Source organism: Lentilactobacillus kefiri (assembly GCF_007989105.1).
GTDB lineage: Bacteria > Bacillota > Bacilli > Lactobacillales > Lactobacillaceae > Lentilactobacillus > Lentilactobacillus kefiri.
On the sequence record NZ_BJVK01000007.1, the window covers coordinates 20,913 to 42,473 of the forward strand.

A 21,561-nucleotide genomic window follows, 5' to 3' on the forward strand; every position below is an offset into this window, starting at 1 on the left:
AAAGGGGGGCCCACAGTCCGTTCGGTCCCCAATTAAACAAAGCAATGAGGCTGAAACAAAGTTTTTAATTTTGTTTCAGCCTCATTGTTTTTTATTTTAAATTAGGTAGGCAGCGACAGTGTGTCAGTCACCACTCGGATAATCCTTATTCAGCAAGTTTGCTAATCTTTCCCTGTTGGATATAAACGCTCAAAATTGCGATATCCGCAGGGTTGACACCACTAATTCGAGAAGCTTGGGCAATTGTTTCCGGATGAATCTTTTGAAGCTTTTGACGGGCTTCGGTGGCAATGCCATCAATTGCGTCGTAGTCAATTCGATCGGGAATCTTCTTAGCTTCCATCCGCTTCATCTTCTCAACACTTTGCTCAGCCTTTTTAATGTAGCCGGCATATTTCGTCTGAATTTCAATCTGTTCAATCACGTGACGGTCTGGTGTCTTTTCTGGGCCTGGGATGAATCTCATCAATGTTTTGTAGTCAACATATGGGCGACGCAGGAAGATTGATGCCAAGACGCCATCTTGAAGCGGCTTGTCGCCATGTTCCTGAATAAACTTGTTAACTTCGTCTGATGGCTTGATCCGAATGGTATTCAAGCGCTCAAATTCATCTTCAATGGCTTTCTTTTTCTCAAGGAATTTTGCGTATCTTTCATCAGAAATGAGGCCGATTTCATGGCCCTTCTCTGTCAAACGCATATCCGCGTTGTCGGTCCGCAACAGCAGACGGTATTCAGCACGGCTGGTCAACAGACGGTAGGGTTCTTTAGTTCCCTTGGTAACCAAATCATCGATCATAACGCCGATGTATGCTTCATTTCGTTTCAACACAAATGGTCCTTTGCCAAGTGCCCGACGACCAGCGTTAATTCCGGCAATCAGTCCTTGACCGGCAGCCTCTTCATAACCTGAAGTTCCGTTGGTCTGACCAGCAGTGAATAAGTTTTTAACCACTTTGGTCTCCAACGTTGGCTTAAGTTGATAAGGTGCGACAACATCATATTCGATCGCATAACCGGGACGCATCATCTGAGCGTTTTCCATTCCTACGATTGAATGAATCATCTTTTGCTGAACTTCTTCGGGCATTGAGGTTGAAAGACCGTCAACGTACCATTCCTCAGTATGCCGTCCTTCAGGCTCCAAGAATAATTGATGGCGGCTCTTATCAGCGAACCGAACAACTTTATCCTCAATTGATGGGCAATAACGAGGGCCAACTCCTTCGATCACACCAGTGAACATAGGTGCCCGGTCGAGATTATCACGGATAATTTTATGAGTTGTCTCGTTGGTATAAGTCAACCAACAGGACAATTGATCCTTAACTGCCAAATAGTTTTCATCAGAAGATTCGAAACTAAAGTGGTACGGCTTTTCATCTCCAGGCTGTTCTTCAGTCTTTGAGTAATCGATCGTTGTTCCATCAACCCGTGGAGGGGTTCCGGTCTTAAATCTCTCCAGATCAAAGCCTAATTCTTCCAAATTTCCTGAAAGCTTTTCGGCTGGCTGAGAGTTGTTGGGACCGGAAGCATACATCAATTCACCAATGATAATCTTGCCACGGGCAGCGGTACCGGCTGCAATCACGACTGCTTTTGCGTAGCATTCAGCACCGGTATTTGTAATCACACCTTTGCAGACACCATCTTTAACAATCAAAGAATCAACAATTCCCTGACGCAAAGTTAAATTAGGCTCTTTTTCAATTGTGTGTTTCATTTCTGCATGATAGGCATGTTTATCGGCTTGGGCTCGCAAAGCTTGAACGGCAGGGCCTTTACCAGTATTCAGCATTCTCATCTGAACGTATGTCTTATCAATGTTCTTACCCATTTCACCACCAAGTGCATCGACTTCGCGGACAACGGTTCCTTTGGCAGGGCCGCCGACAGATGGATTACATGGCATAAATGCGACCATATCAAGGTTAATTGTCAGCAGTAGGGTTTTATTCCCCATTCTGGCAGCTGCCAATGCAGCCTCACAGCCGGCATGGCCGGCACCAACAACGATGACATCATAATCTTGGCCGCGATATTTTTGTTTAACATCGCTAACTCTTAAACTTTTCAACTGTTTTTCCTCCAAATGTTTCACATGAAACAGGTTATTTTCCTAAACAGAACTGACTGAACAACTGATCGATTAATTCATCTTGATAGCTGTCTCCGGTAATTTCACCCAAGAAATCCCAGCAACGGGTCATATCGATTTGAACCAAATCAACCGGCATGCCATCATCGAGTCCCTTAACAACATCTTCCAAAGCCTGTTTGGCTTGGTTGAGAAGACCAATGTGACGGGCATTCGTGACCATGATGTCGTTTTGACTACTTTCAATTCCTTCATCAAAGAACATTTTGGCAATCAGTTCCTCCAATGAGGTTAATCCGTCAGCCTTAATGGCAGAAGTTGAAATAATATTGTTGCCACCAGACAGGGATTTGATTTTGTCTAAATCAATTTTAGTTGGTAAATCTGTCTTATTAAGAATGATAATGCGTTGTTTATCTTTAGTCGCATCCAATAACTTCAAATCTTCATCCGTTAACGGTTCGCTGGCGTTTAAAACCAACAGGACCAAATCAGCACTGTTGATTGCCTTTCGTGACCGGTCAACACCGATTTTTTCAACTTTATCGGTCGTATCCCGGATGCCGGCAGTGTCAACCAGCTTCAATGGCACTCCACGAACATTAACGTATTCTTCCAAAACATCTCTGGTCGTTCCGGGAACGTCGGTTACAATCGCCTTGTCTTCATGAAGCAGATTGTTCAACAAGCTTGATTTACCAACATTTGGCCGGCCAATAATCGAAGTGGCCAAGCCTTCCCGCAAGATCTTTCCTTGTTTGGCTGTCTTAAGCAGCTGAACAATTCGGCTGTGAACATCGGTGGCCTTTTCCCGCAATAATTTACTGGTCATTGTTTCGACGTCATCGTACTCAGGGTAGTCAATATTGACCTCAACTTGGGCAAGAACATCGAGAATATCTTTTCGAAGATGCTTGATCAAGTGGGACAGATTCCCGTCCAGCTGACTAATGGCAGCTTTCATCGAACGGTCGGTTTTCGCCTCAATCAGATCCATTACGGCTTCTGACTGTGACAAATCAATTCGACCATTTAAAAATGCCCGCTTGGTAAATTCTCCGGGTTCGGCCATTCTGGCGCCATTGCTGAGGACTAATTGAAGAATTCGGTTAGTAGCAACAATTCCACCGTGACAATTAATTTCAACAATGTCTTCTTCAGTATAGGTGTGGGGTGCTCTCATAACAGAAAGCATCACCTCATCGACTTCTTCATTCGTTTCGGGGTCAACTATGTGACCATAGTTGATCGTGTTACTGGCAACTTTATCGAGGTTTTTCCCACGATAGAGCTTTTTGGCAACATCGAATGCGTCCTCACCACTAATGCGCACAATCGAAATTCCACCTTCACCAGGCGGTGTCGAAATAGCTGCAATCGTATCAAATTCTGTTGTTGTTAAAACCATGATTAAGCTTCCCTCCACGAATAATTGAATAGCGTTTCTAATTTAACCACAAAACTTATTTAAAAGCACAAAAAAAGCGCCACTCCATGCCAAAAAAAGATAGCATGGATAAAGCACTTTGACTACTTTACCTAGTTAAGATAAGAATGATTACCTACATAATATTTGATAGCTACTGATTTGTCAATCAGTTTAAATAACTATTTTGGCGCCACCACAATGACACGGTGGGGCTCTTTACCAGTCGAATAGGTCATGACATGGTCGTTGTTTGCCAATGCTGTATGGATCTGCTTCCGTTCAAATGATGGCATTGGGTTAAGGTATACCGGCTTACCGTTGGCAATCGCATTGCGGGCAGTTTTATCTGCCAATTGAATCAGCGATTCACTTCTTCTTGAACGATAGTTTGCGGTATCCAGTTCAACCGTGGTGTTATTGGCACCAAGTCGGTTAATGAAGATCTGAGATAGATTTTGGAGCGCATTAATCGTGCGGCCATGGCGACCGATTAAACGGCTTTCCTGGTCTGTATCAATATCAATATAGATTGAATGACGACTCTTTAAATCCAATTTTAATTTAAACGAGAACCCCATCGCTTCCAAAACATCGTTGAGGTAGTTGGCCAATTTTTGGGAAACATCTTCGAGATCAACGGTATTTGTTGTGTTATCAGTAGTTGATTGATGATTGGATTCTTTATTAGAGACTGGTTTTTGAGTATTGGTAATTGTCTGAGCAGTTGCTTTTTTTACAAGTTCAACCTGTGCAAGTTTGCGACCGAAACCTAAAAATCCGTTCTTAGGTTGTTGAATAACGGTAACTTCAACCTGGTCCTGTGTGAGTGATAATGCGGCTAAACCCTGTTCTACGGCGTCTTGAATGGTTTTTCCAGAGTAAACTGTCATAATAAACTCCCTTTATTTGAATTAACTGGTTAATAATAGCATAAAAACGCGCATTAATAAACGGTTTGTCGCGAAAAACGGAAACTAAACGCAAACTTTAAACAGTTTGTCACATTTGAAATCATATCGTTTTAAATTGACATCCAAAGAAGCTATAATCGTCATTAAATAGCACCTTAAATAGCACCTTTTGAACAGACAGGTTTGTCAGGATCGACACCAGACATAATCACAGCCAATTTAGGTTTTCGATTTGGGAAGTGATCGTATGGCGAATACAAATCAATATGACGCCGGCCGAAACATTCAAAAAGACCGCCAACACAGACTTTATAAATTACAAGAAGCGCAACAGATTACTTGGATTAACCTGAGTGCGTACACTGCAATCATGGTTGCAGAACTGACGATTGGATTCTTGGCTCAAATCACGGTTTTAATTGCCGATGGGCTGAATAATCTAACCGGAGTTTGTGGCGCAGTAATTTTAATCATTGGACTTAAAGTATCCAAGCGACCACCGGATTCCAATCACGTGGTTGGCCACTGGCAGTACGAAAACATTGCCGCATTATTATCTGCGACGATTATGTTCGCGGTTAGTATCCAAATTTTTGTTGACGGCTGCTTTGCCGTTCAACGATTTTTAGCAGGACACATCATCCGACCGAACTATTGGTCCTTGGGTGTGAGTCTCGCTGCCGCCGGAATTATCTCAATTCTGGCACGCTACAACCGAATTCAAGGTGCTCAGCTCAATAATCAATCGCTGGCAGCTTCAGGGCAGGATCTAAAAAGTGATGCCTGGACCAGTTTTGGCACGTTTCTTTCCATCGGCGGTGCCTATCTTGGCGCTCAATGGTTGGATGGCGCTGCAACCTTGATTGTTGGCTGCTTAATATTCCATTCTTCAATTAGTATTTTCAAAACAACCATCATGCGTTTGAGTGAAGGATTTGACCCTAAAGACATCGAACTTTACAGTCAAACAATCCAAACGATTCCCGGAATCCTGGGGATCCAAGGAATTGAACCCCGCTGGCTGGGAGATCAGATTGTCATGAAAGTCGGGATTTATCTCCCTGACCAAACGGAATTGAGAACTTCTTACGCGATTGGTGAAAAAGTCGAACATGCACTCATGAAAAAATACGACATTCTGGATGCCGATGTGATGTGCTATCCAGTCAGTCAAATGAACAATCCACATTCTGTCGATTAGCAAAAGCCATTGACAAATAAAAAAATGACTGCTATATTCGATTCTAATTAAATGATAATTTATTAAACAAAATGAATCGGTGAGTAGTTGATAGTTGTTTTGCAGAGAGCTGGCGTTGCTGAAAGTCAGTATTCAACTTAAACGAATATGGCCGGTGATTGGTTACTGTGAGTTGTTGCAACAAGCAGTAAACGGATAGGTCCCCGTTAGCAGACACACCATCTTCAAAAGATGGTTATCAAGATTTAACGGGCAATCGTTAAATAAATCAGAATGGTAAAGTGTTATTCGCTTCTGCAGTGTATGCTGCAGAAGCGTTTTTTAATTTAATGGGTCTTTTATTATAACAATGGGAGTGGAAAAAATGACAAAATTAGCAATTGTAACAGGTGCAGGACAAGGAATTGGCGAAGGAATCGCTCATAGATTGGCAAAGGACGGGTTTGCGATCGCCGTAGCAGATATTAACGGCGAAACAGCCGACAAGGTCACAAGTGATTTAAATCAGGCTGGATACAAAGCCAAATCATATCATTTGGATGTCGCCGATCGTCAAAGCGTCTTTGATTTGGTTGACAAAGCCGTTTCTGATCTTGGCGAACTTGCCGTTTACGTCAACAATGCCGGTGTTGCCTTCATTGACGAAATCGTCAATTCCGCAGAAAAAGATATCCGTCGACTTTTGGATGTCAACTTGCTGGGAACCTATTGGGGAACCCAAGCCGCTGCCGAACAATTTAAGAAACAGGGCAACGGTGGCCGAATTGTCAATGCTGCATCCCTTGCAGGAGTTGAAGCTTCCGCTCTCCAAAGTGCCTATTCAATTTCAAAGTTCGGTGTTCGGGGAATTACCCAAGCCGCTTCAAAAGAATTAGCCAAAGACCAAATCACGGTAAATGCTTACGATCCAGGCATTGTGCGAACACCTTTGCGAGATGGCATTGATAAACGCACAGCCGAAATCAAAGGAATATCAGTTAAAGAACAGCAAAAGAGCTGCCTCAGTGAAATTTCACTGGGTAGAGAAGCAACTCCTGAAGATGTCGCCAAAGTTGTCTCATGGTTTGCATCCCCTGACGCTGCTTATATCACCGGTCAATCAATCTTGGTAGATGGTGGTATGAGATATCAATAAAATCTAATAGAACTGCAAAATATGTTCTCGAAAAGGCAATGATGGACGGCGTTCATCATTGCCTTTTTGTTTGATCATATATGACGTTTGCTAAAGTGCTTGTATACATGTGCTAATCCATTGTTACAATTATCTTTCCATGAGCTCGACCGGTTTCAGAATAATCTAAAGCAGATTGAATTTCAGAAAACGGCACAACCCGGTCAATCATTGGCATTACAGCACCATCTTCAATCATCTTTGTAATCAGATTTAATTCGGCACCGCTTGGCTTCATAAACAAAAAAACATACTGTGCCTTAGTCTCCCGCTCTAATTTGCTGATATTCAGTGTTGCCAAACTGAAAGCCAGTCGCTTCCACAAGGGCAATCCATATTCTGCTGCAAAACGCCCATTTGGAATCCCAGAAAGTGACACAACTTTCCCACCGGGTTTAATAATTTTAAAGACATTTTCCAACGCCTTCCCACCCAAAGTATCAAATACAAAGTCGTAATTAAATAAAACATCCTCAAAGTTTTCCTGATGGTAATCGATCACCTGATCTGCTCCAAGCTTTCGAACCATTTCAATATTTTTCCGACTGGTTGTCGTTGCCACAAACGCTCCCAGTGATTTGGCAATCTGAATTGCAATGGTCCCAATCCCACCGGATCCGGCTTGAATTAAGAGTTTATCTCCGGGCTTAACGTGCATGATGTCTACAAGTGCTTGATAACTGGTTAATCCAGTTAGCGGCACCGAAGCAGCCTGTTCAAAATTCAAATTGCTTGGCTTCAGCGCTACATCCCCTTGATCAACCGCAATATATTCAGCAAACGTTCCAATCCGATTTTTCTGCACTCGACCATATACCTGATCGCCAACCGAAAACGCCTTAACATTTTGGCCCACCTGAGTCACTGTGCCGGAAAAGTCACTACCTAAAGTTAACGGCATCTTATACTTTAGAAGCATCGTTAGTCTGCCATCCCGGGTTTTCAAATCAATGGGATTGATACTGGCCGCGGCAACTTTTACCAAGACATCGTCATCTCCAACGGCAGGAATTGCCACTTGGTTCAATTCTAAATGGTGCTGTTTGTACTTATGAATTTGAGCAGCTTTCATTGTTTTTGTCATAACATCTCTCCAAAGTAATGGTTTAAATTTTTAAACGAATGTGTCACAAATCTTATTCCGCTTTAAAAAAATAGTCAAGAATTGCTGCTTCGAGCAAAAATATTGACTTCAATTAGCCATGATGGTTTAATGGTTTAAACAAATGAACGGAGCTGAGTCAAAAATGACTGATTTAAAACAAATTCAATCAGAGTTTGCCAATATAAGCACTTTCCTAACTGCACTAGGAGATGAAAAACGTCAGGCAATTATTATCGCATTACTCAAGAAAAATGCATGCAACGGCTTACAGGCCACTGATCTGACAAATGCAACTCATTTGTCCAGACCTGCGGTTTCCCACCACCTGAAAATTTTAAAAGACGCGCATCTTGTTGCTATGAGAAGTGAAGGAACCAAAAATTTTTATTATTTATCACACAATATCAAGGAAATTGATCAACTGAAAACATTACTCGACCATGTGACTGAGATTATTAAACAAACGGGGACTAAAAAATGACCAAAAAGGTATTAATTGTTTTAACAAATGAAACACGTTATCAAGGAACTGATGATCCAACCGGCTTGTGGTTGGGAGAAGCAACTGAATTTGCCGAATCAATGGAACAGGCTGGAATAAAAGTTGATTATGTTAGTCCAAAGGGCGGCTTTGTCCCGCTGGATCCAAGAAGTATGAAATACACCAATAAATCCATTATGGAATTTTACGAAACCAAAGACTTCCAACAACGCGCACTAACTCAATCGCTGCGACCGGATCAAATAAATCCAGCTGATTATTCAGCAATTTACTATACTGGCGGTCACGGTGTCATGTGGGATTTCCCAGATGATCCTAAACTCCAGAAAATTGCGTTATCAATCTACAACAATGACGGCTACATCACATCAGTCTGTCACGGAGTAGCCGGACTGCTCAATATTAAAGATAACAACGGCAAATACCTGATTGCCGGAAAAACAATCACTGGTTTTACAACAGCCGAAGAAATTATCGCGGGTAAAAAATCAGTCGTACCATTTTTAAACAAACAGGAAGTAGAAAAGCGCGGGGGCAATTTTAAAAAGAAGCGTGCATATAAAGAATATGCAGTTCAGGATGGTCATTTTATTACAGGCCAAAATCCATTCTCACCAAAAGCTGTGGCTAGACTGCTTCTTAAAAATATAAAATAATTAGCAATTAAAAAACGGGTCAAAACACTGTGAAATAACAGTATTTTGACCCGTTTTACTTATCGATTAATTAATTGAATCATCTTGCCAATCCGGTATCCGGCTTGAGTAATTAACTGAGGGGCTTGCTGAATTGCTTCATCAACTGTCATTGGGCTGGTAGTTGTCGAAAGAATTAAATCGAAGCCGTGTTCATAAAGCGGCTGAACGTCTCCGGAAACACTTCCGGCCACAGCAATTGTTGGAACCCCGGCCTTGTGAGCAAGTTGGGCAACGCCCAAAGGCAGCTTACCATTCAAGGTCTGCTGATCAATTCGGCCTTCACCAGTGATAACCAGATCAGCGTTTTGAATTTTTGCCTGCAAATGAACAATTTCGATCATTTTTGCAATTCCGGAAGTGAGCCGGCCACCAAGAAAGGCCAGAACACCAAATCCAAGACCACCAGCAGCTCCAGCCCCAGGCATCGTCGAATAGTCAGTCCCAAGAACCTTTGTGGTTAATTGTGACAAACGGTTAAGCCGCTTATCGAATTCAGCCACTTGATTGGAACGAACACCTTTCTGTGGTCCAAAGATTTGGGTGGCCCCATTTTTTCCAGTCAATGGGTTGTCGACGTCGGCAAGGCCGATCACCTGAACGTTTTGAAGTCGGCTGTCCAACCCTTCTAGATTCACTCCGACTAAATCACGCAGACCGGCAATTCCACGGGGAACTTCGGACCCATTTTGATCGTAAAACCGGCCACCTAATGCCTGGGCCATTCCAACCCCGCCATCATTGGTCGAACTGCCGCCAAGACCAATGTATATTGTAGTTGCATGATAGTCCAAAGCCTGCTTAATGAGTTCGCCAACCCCAAAGGTCGACTTCACAGCAACACTTTGATCACGATCCTGGGTAAATCCGGCAGCCGCGGCCATTTCAATGACGGCCGTGTGATCAGGCAATAATCCCCACTGTGCTTCAACATGACCACCGGCAGGGCCAGAGACCTTGGAAGACATTAAACGGCCGCTGGCAGCCTTAATAATAGCTGTAACGGTCCCTTCACCACCATCGGCAAGGGGCACTTTTGTAATTTCAGATAAACTGCCAGCTGCTTGAAGTCCCCGTTCCAAATAATCGGCCACTTCCGAGGAACTTGCACTCCCTTTAAATGAATCAGCCGCAATCACAATTTTTTTCATATTCAGCATCCTTTAACGATATTTACTCCAGTTTAACCGAATCGGGCCGTTTTGGACCATAAAAAAAGCAGCATCGCCATTTGACGATACTGCTTAATGAATTATTTACGTTTACTCTTTTTGGCACGTTTAATAGCTTTTCTAATAGCTCGTTGTTTCTCGCGTTCTTCACGTTGTTTCTTCTCACGTTCACGGCGAATCTTCCAAGGATTTTGAATAACCAAGGTTTGACCCACTTGGAACGCGTTGGTAATTACCCAGTACAGTGACAAGGCTGATGGCAAGCTAAGCGCCATAATTAAAATAAAGAATGGCATTCCCATTGTCATCATCGTTGTCATTGAGTTGGATTCAGGCTGGCCTTTCATAGCCAACCATGAAGAAATGAAAGTGAACAATGCAGCCAGAACCGGCAGAATGAAATATGGATCCGGATGTCCAAGCTGTAACCAGAAGAACGTTCCACTTCTCAAAATATGAGTCCGCCAAATTGCTTGATAAAGTGCAAACAGGATTGGCATCTGAACGATCAATGGTAAACAACCGGCTAATGGATTAATTCCCGCTTCAGCATACAATTTCTTTTGTTCAGCCTGAAGTTTCTGGACGGTTGCGGCATCCTTTGATGAATACTTTTTCTGCAAAGCCTTCAGCTGCGGTTGAACCTCTTGGGTCTTCCGCATACTTTTGGTTTGGTAAATCATCAATGGCAAAATAACAATCCGGACAAGAATGGTAAAGATAATAATACCCATACCATAGTTATCACTAAAGAATTTAGACAGCCAGATAATCGCTCTTGAGAAGTTCAGGACAACCCAACCATCCCAAATACCTGTACTGTGATTAGTTATTGGTGTATTGCTACATGCGGAAAGTACTACCGTCAAACTTACTAATGATAGTAATACTAGTAATTTCTTTATTCTTTTTTTCAACTTTTTTCCTCACTATCATAGTTGGGATCGATTAGTTTAGCTAACTTGAGTACGTGAATGAGGCTGGCTTTAACATCAGCCATTGCCATCTGATCCGTCGCCGGACGGGCGATAACAATGAAGTCAACGTCCTGACGGAGATACGGCTTCAGCTCCAACAGGGATTGGCGAATTCTTCGCTTAACCCAATTTCTATGTACCGCGTTACCGATCTTCTTACCAACAGAAATACCGACGCGAAAATGTAATTGATTGGGTTTGTCCAAAGAATAGACAACAAATTGACGATTTGCAACCGAGTTATGAGTTTCAAATACTTCTTGAAATTCAGACTCTTTTTTTACTCGATACGATTTTCGCATGATCCATCTCCACAGATTTTTGAAAAATAAATGAAAAAGACCACTGAATGGTCAGTGGTCTATGCAGACAATGATTTTCTACCCTTTTGACGTCGGCGAGCCAACACTTTACGACCATTGCTGGTACTCATACGTTTACGGAAACCATGAACGCGTGCGCGATGACGCTTCTTTGGTTGATAAGTTCTTTTCATTATGAATTCCTCCCTTTTACTCTAAAAGTCGCGTTTAAGCATTTAATTACAATATGTTCAAATGCATTTCCCAAATATATTAACATAATTTGTTCATTAATGGAATAGTCTTTTGCTTGATCGCTAAAATCAAAAATAATTTAAAATTTGTTTCATGAACAATTAGTGTGGATAACCGCATAAATAATAATAGCCGATTTGGGTGATTTACACAAGGTTATCCACAGTTGCACACGGTGCTTTAAAAGTTATCCACAGGTTGTGCATTTCGACAAATTATTTCTCGGTAAAGCCGTTGCTATCAGTTTTAGTTATCCACAGGTACCTGTTAATTACCCACATTTCGACCCACATTATCCACTTATCCACAGGGCAGTTATACATTTCATCCACTCCTGTGAAACAATTATGCACAGGCTGTTTTTGCCTGTGGAAAACTTTTCTTTGGAATGCTAAAATTAATTTGCATTTCGTAAGACGACTAAAAAACAGAGGGGGAATTCGTAGTGTTAGATAAGGATTCATTATGGCAAAAGTTGAGCGAACAATTTCGTAATAATACAACTGACCTTACATATGACACCTGGATCAAACCAGTCAAACCGATCAGCTTTGATGGATCCACACTTACTTTATCTTTACCTTCTGAATTGCATCGGGATTACTGGAAAGAACAATTGGCACCAAATTTGATCGAATATGCTTTTGTGATTACAAAGGGCAACATCGAGCCAAAGTTTATTCTGGATTCGGACGTTAATAAAGAGGCGCAAGAAAAACCTGTGGATAACCATCCGGAACAAGACGGCGAAGAATTTTCATTTAGTAAAGAGAATCATCTCAATCCAAACTACACGTTTGATAATTTCATTATCGGCAAGGGCAACCAAATGGCCCATGCCGCTGCTTTAATTGTGTCTGAAGAACCCGGCAAGTTGTACAATCCACTGTTCTTTTATGGTGGCGTCGGTTTGGGCAAAACCCATTTAATGCAGGCGATTGGCAACAAACGGTTGGAAGATCATCCGGAAACAAACGTCAAATATGTCACAAGTGAAGCCTTCACCAATGACTTTATCAATGCCATTCAAACCAACCGAACCGAAGAATTCCGGCGCGAATACCGGGATGTCGACATTTTGATGGTTGATGATATTCAGTTCTTTGCCCAAAAAGAAGGAACTCAAGAAGAGTTCTTCCATACTTTTAACGATCTCTACAATAACGATAAACAAATCGTGCTCACTTCAGATCGGGTACCACAAGAAATCCCCAAGCTGCAGGAACGACTGGTTTCACGGTTTGCCTGGGGCCTGCCTGTCGACATCACCCCGCCAGATTTGGAAACCAGAATTGCGATTCTCAAAAATAAAGCAAAACTGGATAACCTGGTGATTCCCAACGACACACTGGCTTACATTGCCGGTCAAATCGATTCCAACGTTCGTGAGTTGGAAGGTGCTTTGTCACGGGTTCAGGCTTATTCCAAATTGAAGGATGAACCAATCACCACCGACTTGGTCTATGAAGCCCTTCGTGGTCTCAAATTAAGTAAGGACAACCGTCAGCTTTCAATCGTTGACATTCAAAACAAGGTTGCCAGCTATTTCCACATTTCAATTAGTGATTTAAAGGGTAAAAAGCGGATGAAATCAATTGTCATGCCGCGGCAAATCGCAATGTACCTGGCTAGAGAAATGACAAGTAATTCGTTGCCAAAAATTGGTAAAGAATTTGACGGTAAAGATCACACAACTGTCATTCACGCCTGTGACAAAATTGCCGAAATCATCAAACTTGATTCAGATTTGAGAAAAGAAATCTCGGACATTAAAAGCTCCCTGAACTAAAATGGTATAATCGACTGTGGATAAATAATAGAGAAGTCAATAAGTTGTGCACAGTCTTATCCACAGGTTAATCGTTGAGTACTAAAGACTTGTGAAAAGTTATCCACAATATCCACATGCCCTACTATTACTTCTTTTTTCTTTTATTAATTAATATATACTTACACTTTCCGGGAGGTCGATTAAAGTATGAAATTTTCAATTGGTCGAACAGCATTCACTAAAGGTCTAAATACAGTTTCAAGAGCCATCTCTACTAAAACAACGATTCCTATATTGACAGGATTAAAGATTGTTGCCGGTCCTGATGGTTTGGTACTAACAGGCAGTGATGCTGATATTTCCATTGAAACCACGTTAAAAGCAGACGATCCAGACAATATGTTAGTCATTGAATCCGAAGGTGCCATTGTGTTGCCTGCCAGATTCTTTACTGAAATTGTTAAGAAACTGCCTAAAGATACCATTACTTTGGAGGTTGGTGAAAACTTCCAGACAATGATTACTTCAGGTCAATCATCATTTACCATTAATGGATTGGACGCAAATAATTATCCACACCTTCCTGAAATTCAAACCAACGATTCAATTCCTTTGGCAGCTGATCTCTTTAAACAGATCATTAGTCAAACGGTTGTCGCTGTTTCCAATCAAGAAAGCCGACCAATTCTGACCGGGGTTCATTTTGTCATTTCTGAAAACCACGTAATGGCAGTTGCAACCGATAGTCACCGACTCAGCCAACGGAAAGTAACCTTGGAAAACCCAATTAACGGGTCCTATGATTTTGTCATCCCTGGTAAAAGTTTGACCGAATTATCCAAAATGATTGACGATGCCCAAGAAGAAGTTTCCTTATCAGTGACTGAAAACCAAGCCTTGTTTGTTATTGGTAATACATTATTCTATTCACGTCTTCTTGAAGGAAACTATCCTGACACAACCCGGTTGATTCCAGATTCACACGATACCCGGGTTGCCTTCGACGCACCTGAACTATTAGCTGCCATCGAACGGGCTTCATTACTTTCACATGAATCAAGAAATAACGTTGTTAAAATAACGATTGATCCCGATAAAAAATCCGTTACAATTTACGGTAATTCTCCTGATGTTGGTAATGTTGAAGAAAATTTGGAACCCAAGACGCTTGAAGGAAACGAATTGGAGATTTCCTTCAACCCCGACTATATGAAAGACGCTTTGCGTTCATTCAGTCAGGCAACCATTAATATCGACTTCACTTCTGCTCTTCGGCCATTTACATTGACCCCAACGGAGGACAGTGACAGCTTTGTTCAGCTGATTACACCTATCAGAACGTTCTAATTTAAAACGAATGATCAAACGACTCCCACATTTCCTGAGAGTCGTTTTTTTATGCCAAAAATTGCCAAACTATAAGTTAATTGTTTACTTCAGTTCAAAAGTCGTTTACAAATCAATTGAAGACGAAAAGAATGGCCAATATTTCGTTAGAAGTCCATATACGGACTTTTTAGCAAGTTTCGCTGATTTAATACAAAAATATCTAAATTCTTTAAAACGGCTCATAATGCCCATAAATCGTCATAGCCGTGTACTTTTAGTAAATAAAGGGGTATAATAGACTATGTAAAAGGTGGGTGAAATTGTGAAAAAAGATGTTTTCATTGATAGTCCATATATCACTCTTGGCCAACTGCTTAAAGAGGAATCAATCATCAGCAGTGGCGGTCAGGCAAAATGGTTTTTAAGAGAAACAACAGTTAATGTCAATGACGAACCTGATAATCGCCGTGGCCGGAAACTGTACGATGGCGATCACGTCGAAGTCCCAGATGTTGGCTTATTTTTTATTCGCTCAAAGCAGGGAAATGAATGAAGTTAACGGAAATTGAACTTCATAATTTTCGTAATTATGTTGATCAAACGCTTAAATTTTCCGATGGAATTAACGTCTTTCTCGGCGAAAACGCCCAGGGAAAGACCAACTTACTTGAAGCAATCTATGTGTTGGCACTTACTCGCAGCCATCGGACCAATAACGAAAAAGAATTGATCAATTGGCAGAGTCAGACTGCTCAAATTAAAGGTCGCCTGCAAAAGCGCCTTGGCGCGGTTCCAGTTGAGCTGGATTTAGGCCCAAAAGGAAAACGTGCGAAGGTTAATCATTTGGAGCAGGCCAAGTTATCCAGTTACATCGGTCAGTTAAACGTGATTTTGTTTGCCCCCGAAGATTTATCAATCGTTAAGGGTGCGCCACAAGTCCGTCGGCGATTTATGGATATGGAATTTGCTCAAATGAGCAACCGCTATTTATACAATTCCACCCAATATAAAAAGATATTAAAGCAGCGAAATCGGTATTTGAAAGACCTGCACCATCGAAAACAGTCGGATCGGGTTTACCTGGATGTATTGTCCGACCAGCTATCCGCCTATGGTGCCGAAATTATCTTTCAAAGACTTCAGTTACTTAAAAAGCTGGAAAAGTTTGCCCAAAGAATTCATTCTGAAATTTCACAGGGTAAAGAACAGTTGGGATTTGAATATCGCACAGCAGTTGAAGCAGATCAGTTCGGCTCTGTGGAATCGATTTATCAAAGCCTGCTCAAGCATTTTGCCAAGATTAAGGACAAAGAGATTTTGCGTTCAACCACATTAATTGGTCCGCAACGCGATGATCTGCACTTTGTCATTAACGGCAAGGAGGTTCAATCGTTTGGTTCTCAAGGTCAGCAGCGGACAACCGCCCTTTCAGTCAAATTGGCTGAAATTGACCTCATGAAAGAACAAACCGATGAATATCCCATCCTATTGTTGGATGATGTGCTGTCCGAACTTGATGATTTTAGACAAACCCACCTATTAACTGCTATTCAAGATAAAGTTCAAACATTTTTGACGACCACCAGCTTAAGTGGTGTTCAGCAGGAATTATTAACCAATCCCCGAATATTTCGGATTAGTGAAGGTAATGTTACTTTGGAAAAATAGTGAAGGAGATTCAAAATGGCTGACAAAAAAGAAACTAAAAAAGAATTAGCTCATGAATACGACGCGAGCCAAATTCAAGTTCTTGAAGGCTTGGAAGCTGTTCGTAAGCGTCCCGGTATGTATATCGGAACCACCAGCTCACAAGGACTTCATCATCTGGTCTGGGAAATTGTTGATAATGGTATTGATGAGGCACTGGCAGGATTTGCCACTAAGATCACCGTTACCGTTGAAAAAGACAACAGTGTTACCGTAACCGATGACGGCCGTGGTATTCCTGTCGACATTCAAAAGAAGACTGGAAAGCCAGCTTTGGAAACTGTCTTCACGATTCTTCATGCCGGTGGTAAATTTGGCGGCGGCGGATACAAAGTATCTGGTGGACTGCATGGTGTTGGTGCTTCAGTTGTTAACGCCCTGTCATCCGAACTGGATGTTGAAGTTACCCGTGACGGCAAAGTTTATTACATGGACTTTACTCGGGGTCATGTTAAGACCAAGATGAAAGTGATTCGTGAAGTATCTGATGATCTTCATGGAACCAAAGTTCATTTCCTTCCGGATCCTGATATTTTCCGGGAAACAACCACTTATGACATTAAAATATTAACTGCCCGCTTACGTGAATTAGCATTTTTGAACAAAGGGTTACGGATTGTTATCCGTGATTTGCGTCCTGAAAAGCCTACTGAACAAGATTTCATGTATGAAGGCGGTATTAAACATTACGTTGAATACCTTGATCACAGCAAGGATACCTTGCTGGATGAACCAATTTACGTCGAAGGGGTTATGAACGGTATTACTGTTGAAGTTGCCATTCAGTACACCAACGATTACCACAATACATTAATGACTTTTACCAATAATATTCACACATACGAAGGTGGAACTCATGAGGAAGGCTTTAAGCGAGCCTTGACCCGGGTTATCAACGACTATGCGCGGAAGAACAAGTTGTTAAAAGACAACGAACCGAACCTTTCCGGTGAAGATGTCCGTGAAGGAACGACTGCCGTTGTCAGCATCAAGCATCCCGATCCTCAATTTGAAGGTCAGACAAAGACTAAATTAGGAAACTCTGATGCCAGAACCGTTACCGATCGAATCTTTAGTGATCACTTTACGAAATTCCTGATGGAAAATCCTAAGATGGCCCGAAAGATTGTTGATCGTGGACTGTTGGCATCAAAAGCCCGTTCCGCTGCTAAACGTGCTCGTGAAGTCACTCGGAAAAAGAGTGGTCTTGAAATTAGTAACCTTCCTGGTAAGTTGGCTGATAACACAAGTAAGGATCCTCGAATTTCTGAATTGTTCATTGTCGAGGGTGATTCTGCCGGTGGTTCAGCTAAGCAGGGCCGTTCACGTTTGACTCAAGCAATTCTGCCAATTCGTGGAAAGATTTTAAACGTTGAAAAAGCCAGCATGGATCGGATTTTGGCAAACGAAGAAATTCGTTCACTGTTTACGGCCATGGGAACCGGCTTTGGTGAAGACTTTGATTTATCAAAGGTCAATTATCACAAGCTCATTATTATGACTGATGCCGATGTCGATGGTGCCCATATTCAGACGTTGTTGTTGACGTTGATTTATCGTTATATGCGTCCATTGATTGATGCCGGATATGTGTATGTCGCTCAGCCACCTCTGTATCAGGTTCGCCAAGGAAAGATGTCACGATACATCGATTCCGATGATGATTTGAATTCATTCCTGGGAACTTTGCAGCCATCACCAAAACCCGTTATTCAGCGGTACAAAGGTTTAGGTGAAATGGATGCGGAACAATTGTGGGACACAACAATGAATCCTGAAAACCGTCACTTGTTGAGAGTTGAATCTTCAGATGCTGCTGAAGCAGATAAGGTCTTCTCAATGTTAATGGGTGACAAGGTGGAACCACGACGTGAGTTTATCGAAGATAATGCAACGTTCGTGGAGAATTTGGATGTGTAAAGCAGAGTGTGACGAGACCCGGGTTGACCCCGGAGTGTAAGGCGGAAATTTAAATGATGAATGGTTTTTGTTCATCATTTGAATTTTTGACTTACACAGTAGGGGTCAGGGTCGTCGAAACACGTTTCGGCTAGAGTGTGACGAGCAACGGGTGATGCGGTTTCTAAGGGTGTTTTGGCTGAAACCCTGATTTTGGGTTTGAGTCAAAGCACGCTTAGAAGTTAGCATCAGTTGCGTCGAAACACGTTTCGGCTAGGTAGCATCAGAACAACCACAAACCCCTCAACCGAAACCCCACCAACAAACGAAAAATCAAAAATGTTTCACATGAAACATCAGAACGAAACCCATGAATGGAGGTAAATAATTTGGCGAATAATAAAGACAACCATGATCAACCAATTGCTGGTCGAGTGACCAACGTTGATCTGTCTAAAAAAATGCGAACGTCATTTCTTGACTACGCCATGAGTGTTATTGTTGCCCGTGCGCTTCCTGATGTCCGTGATGGGTTAAAGCCTGTTCACCGACGTATTTTGTATGATATGCATGAATTGGGTGTTACACCTGATAAACCTTATAAAAAATCAGCCAGAATTGTTGGGGATGTTTTAGGTAAGTATCATCCCCATGGTGACACGGCTGTTTATGAATCAATGGTTCGGATGGCTCAAGATTTCAGTTACCGTTATATGTTGGTTGATGGTCACGGAAACTTTGGTTCAGTCGATGGTGATGGTGCTGCGGCGATGCGTTATACCGAAGCCCGTTTAAGTAAAATTGCCATGGAAATGCTGCGGGATATCAACAAAGATACCATTGATTTCCAACCCAACTACGATGGAACCGAACGTGAACCAACCGTTTTGCCATCACGATTCCCCAACCTCCTTGTTAACGGAGCGTCAGGAATTGCCGTTGGTATGGCGACTAACATTCCACCTCACAATTTGTCGGAAGTTATCAGTGCAATTCATGTTTTGATGAAGAACCCCGACGCTACCACAGCAGATTTGATGGAAGTTTTGCCAGGACCTGATTTCCCAACCGGTGGAGTTGTCATGGGTAAGTCCGGAATCCGGAAAGCTTATGAAACTGGTAAAGGATCAATCATTGTCCGTGCCAAAGTTGAAATTGAAGGTGAAGCAGGCGGCAAACAAAGAATCATTGCTACCGAATTGCCTTACATGGTTAACAAAGCCAAATTAATTGAGCGAATTGCTGAATTAGCTCGTGATAAGCGAATTGAAGGAATCACCGATATTAACGATGAGTCTGACCGTGAAGGAATGCGGGTCGTCATCGATGTTCGGCGGGATGCCAGTGCAGAAGTTATCTTGAACAACCTGTATAAATTAACGTTGATGCAGACTTCATTCAGCTTCAACATGTTGGCGATCGTTAAAGGAACTCCAAAGATCCTCAGCTTAAAAGAGATCTTAAATTACTACTTGGAACACCAAGTTGAAGTTATTCAACGACGGACAAAATATGAATTGAATAAGGCTCAGGCAAGAGCTCACATTCTTGAAGGTTTGAGAATTGCGCTTGATCATATTGATGAAATTATCAAGATCATCCGTGGATCACAGACCGGGGATGTTGCCAAGAACCAATTGATTGAAGGCTTCGGTCTTGATGACAAACAGGCTCAAGCAATCCTGGACATGCGTCTGGTCCGTTTGACCGGTTTGGAACGCGAAAAGATTGATAAAGAATACAATCAATTGATGAAAGACATCGAAGAATACAAAGCAATTCTTGCCAGCCGTGAACGAGTCAACCAAATCATTTATCAAGAATTACTGGAAATCCAAAAGAAATTTGGTGATCCACGTAGAACTGAACTGTTGGTTGGTGAAGTTCTCAGTCTTGAAGATGAAGATTTAATTGAAGAAGAAGACGTCATTATTTCGTTGACGCATAATGGTTACATCAAGCGACTTCCAACTTCAGAGTTTAAAGCTCAAAACCGTGGTGGTCGTGGTGTTCAAGGGATGGGTGTTCATAACGATGATTTCGTTGAACATTTAGTATCTACCTCAACCCATGATGTTCTGTTATTCTTCACCGATGCCGGTAAGGTTTATCGGATGAAGGGTTATGAAATTCCTGAATACGGCCGTTCAGCCAAGGGAATTCCAGTTATTAACCTGTTGAACATTGGTAACAATGAAAAGATTCAGGCTGTGATCAACGTTTCTGATAAGAACAAAGATATTGAAAAAGATCTCTTCTTTGTGACTTTGATGGGAACTGTTAAGCGCACACCGGTCTCAGATTTTGCCAACATCCGTAGTAATGGTCTGAAGGCGATTAACCTTAAAGATGGCGATCAAGTCAGCAACGTTTTGATTGCTGATAAAGATCAAAACATTATTATTGGAACCCATCGTGGATATGCGGTCAGCTTTAACGCTGCCGATGTTCGTTCAATGGGACGTTCCGCAACCGGTGTCCGGGGTGTCAGATTACGTGAAAATGATTACGTCGTTGGTTCTGATATCTTGAAACCCGACAGCGAAGTCTTTATCATTTCTGAAAACGGATATGGTAAACGAACTCCAGCTGCCGAATACCCAATTAAAGGTCGTGGTGGTAAGGGTATCAAGACTGCCAACATTACTGAAAAGAATGGGCCACTTTCCGGATTGACAACTGTTAACGGTGAAGAGGATATTATGCTGATCACTGATCAGGGTGTCATGATCCGATTCAGTGTTGAAGATGTTTCTCAAACCGGCCGGGCAACCCTTGGTGTTCATTTGATCAGAATGAATGATGGTGCCAAGGTTGCAACAATGGCTAAGGTTGAAAAGCAGGATGATTCCGAAGATGATCAATCAAAGGATGAGAATTCCGATGATGATCAAGCAACCGATGAGTCCAAGCAGGATAATGATCAAGATTCAAATTCAGATAATCAATAATCATTAAATATAGATATTAAAAAGCCGATGTGAGAGTCATTCTCGCACCGGCTTTTTTGTACCCTGTTTCACGTGAAACAATT

At 42.0% G+C, this 21,561-nt stretch carries 18 protein-coding genes; 10 read left to right on the forward strand and 8 right to left on the reverse strand.

The annotated features are described in order from the left end of the window. Positions 1–145: 145 nt before the first annotated feature. From mnmG to jag, 3 genes are all read right to left on the reverse strand, one after another. A complete protein-coding gene (gene mnmG, locus LKE01_RS04055; protein WP_056981408.1) occupies positions 146–2,077 on the reverse strand; it encodes a tRNA uridine-5-carboxymethylaminomethyl(34) synthesis enzyme MnmG in 1,932 nt (643 codons plus the stop codon). Positions 2,078–2,111: 34 nt separating this feature from the next. After that, positions 2,112–3,506, reverse strand: a complete 1,395-nt coding sequence (mnmE, locus tag LKE01_RS04060) for a tRNA uridine-5-carboxymethylaminomethyl(34) synthesis GTPase MnmE (RefSeq protein ID WP_056981407.1) — start codon at positions 3,504–3,506, stop codon at positions 2,112–2,114. A gap of 200 nt (positions 3,507–3,706) precedes the next feature. Then, complete coding sequence (gene jag, locus LKE01_RS04065; protein ID WP_056981405.1) at positions 3,707–4,417, reverse strand: RNA-binding cell elongation regulator Jag/EloR; 711 nt, start codon at positions 4,415–4,417, stop codon at positions 3,707–3,709. Between the two features lie 268 nt (positions 4,418–4,685). Between jag and LKE01_RS04070 the strand changes: the two genes are divergently transcribed. Beyond that, positions 4,686–5,639: a cation diffusion facilitator family transporter gene (locus tag LKE01_RS04070; RefSeq protein ID WP_056981403.1), complete on the forward strand. Its 954-nt coding sequence runs from the start codon at positions 4,686–4,688 to the stop codon at positions 5,637–5,639. 364 nt (positions 5,640–6,003) lie between these two features. Continuing rightward, a complete protein-coding gene (locus tag LKE01_RS04075) occupies positions 6,004–6,774 on the forward strand; it encodes an acetoin reductase (RefSeq protein ID WP_056981401.1) in 771 nt (256 codons plus the stop codon). A gap of 112 nt (positions 6,775–6,886) precedes the next feature. Here LKE01_RS04075 and LKE01_RS04080 read toward each other — a convergent pair whose 3' ends face one another. Beyond that, entirely contained in the window at positions 6,887–7,885 is a 999-nt protein-coding gene (locus LKE01_RS04080; protein WP_179286792.1) for an NADP-dependent oxidoreductase, read from the reverse strand. 175 nt (positions 7,886–8,060) lie between these two features. Between LKE01_RS04080 and LKE01_RS04085 the strand changes: the two genes are divergently transcribed. Both LKE01_RS04085 and LKE01_RS04090 read left to right on the forward strand, forming a co-directional pair. Continuing rightward, positions 8,061–8,399, forward strand: a complete 339-nt coding sequence (locus LKE01_RS04085) for an ArsR/SmtB family transcription factor (protein ID WP_056981398.1) — start codon at positions 8,061–8,063, stop codon at positions 8,397–8,399. Beyond that, positions 8,396–9,076, forward strand: coding sequence for a type 1 glutamine amidotransferase domain-containing protein (locus LKE01_RS04090; RefSeq protein ID WP_056981396.1), 681 nt, complete (start codon positions 8,396–8,398; stop codon positions 9,074–9,076). Before LKE01_RS04085 ends, LKE01_RS04090 begins: the two co-directional genes overlap by 4 nt. 59 nt (positions 9,077–9,135) lie before the next feature. On the opposite strand, the gene LKE01_RS04095 is transcribed toward LKE01_RS04090, so the two are convergent. The 4 genes from LKE01_RS04095 to rpmH all read right to left on the reverse strand — a co-directional run bounded on the left by LKE01_RS04095 (position 9,136) and on the right by rpmH (position 11,760). Next, positions 9,136–10,266 carry a glycerate kinase family protein gene (locus tag LKE01_RS04095; protein WP_056981395.1) on the reverse strand — a complete coding sequence of 377 codons (1,131 nt, stop codon included), beginning with the start codon at positions 10,264–10,266 and terminating at the stop codon, positions 9,136–9,138. 101 nt (positions 10,267–10,367) lie between these two features. Beyond that, positions 10,368–11,204 carry a membrane protein insertase YidC gene (yidC, locus tag LKE01_RS04100; RefSeq protein WP_056981392.1) on the reverse strand — a complete coding sequence of 279 codons (837 nt, stop codon included), beginning with the start codon at positions 11,202–11,204 and terminating at the stop codon, positions 10,368–10,370. Continuing rightward, on the reverse strand, positions 11,201–11,566 hold the full coding sequence (gene rnpA / locus LKE01_RS04105; protein WP_056981390.1) for a ribonuclease P protein component: 366 nt from the start codon (positions 11,564–11,566) through the stop codon (positions 11,201–11,203). The genes yidC and rnpA overlap by 4 nt, the downstream gene beginning before the upstream one ends. Positions 11,567–11,625: 59 nt before the next feature. Further along, entirely contained in the window at positions 11,626–11,760 is a 135-nt protein-coding gene (rpmH, locus tag LKE01_RS04110; RefSeq protein WP_013729124.1) for a 50S ribosomal protein L34, read from the reverse strand. A gap of 506 nt (positions 11,761–12,266) precedes the next feature. Between rpmH and dnaA the strand changes: the two genes are divergently transcribed. From dnaA to gyrA, 6 genes are all read left to right on the forward strand, one after another. Then, on the forward strand, positions 12,267–13,610 hold the full coding sequence (gene dnaA, locus LKE01_RS04115) for a chromosomal replication initiator protein DnaA (RefSeq protein ID WP_056981389.1): 1,344 nt from the start codon (positions 12,267–12,269) through the stop codon (positions 13,608–13,610). A gap of 189 nt (positions 13,611–13,799) precedes the next feature. Further along, entirely contained in the window at positions 13,800–14,939 is a 1,140-nt protein-coding gene (gene dnaN / locus LKE01_RS04120; protein ID WP_056981387.1) for a DNA polymerase III subunit beta, read from the forward strand. A 292-nt stretch (positions 14,940–15,231) separates the two neighbouring features. Further along, positions 15,232–15,474 carry a S4 domain-containing protein YaaA gene (gene yaaA, locus LKE01_RS04125; RefSeq protein ID WP_056981385.1) on the forward strand — a complete coding sequence of 81 codons (243 nt, stop codon included), beginning with the start codon at positions 15,232–15,234 and terminating at the stop codon, positions 15,472–15,474. Then, on the forward strand, positions 15,471–16,589 hold the full coding sequence (gene recF, locus LKE01_RS04130; RefSeq protein WP_056981383.1) for a DNA replication/repair protein RecF: 1,119 nt from the start codon (positions 15,471–15,473) through the stop codon (positions 16,587–16,589). The genes yaaA and recF overlap by 4 nt, the downstream gene beginning before the upstream one ends. A 15-nt stretch (positions 16,590–16,604) precedes the next feature. Then, positions 16,605–18,548, forward strand: coding sequence for a DNA topoisomerase (ATP-hydrolyzing) subunit B (gene gyrB, locus LKE01_RS04135; protein ID WP_056981381.1), 1,944 nt, complete (start codon positions 16,605–16,607; stop codon positions 18,546–18,548). Positions 18,549–18,901: 353 nt separating this feature from the next. Next, positions 18,902–21,478, forward strand: a complete 2,577-nt coding sequence (gene gyrA / locus LKE01_RS04140; protein ID WP_056981379.1) for a DNA gyrase subunit A — start codon at positions 18,902–18,904, stop codon at positions 21,476–21,478. Positions 21,479–21,561 lie beyond the last annotated feature (83 nt).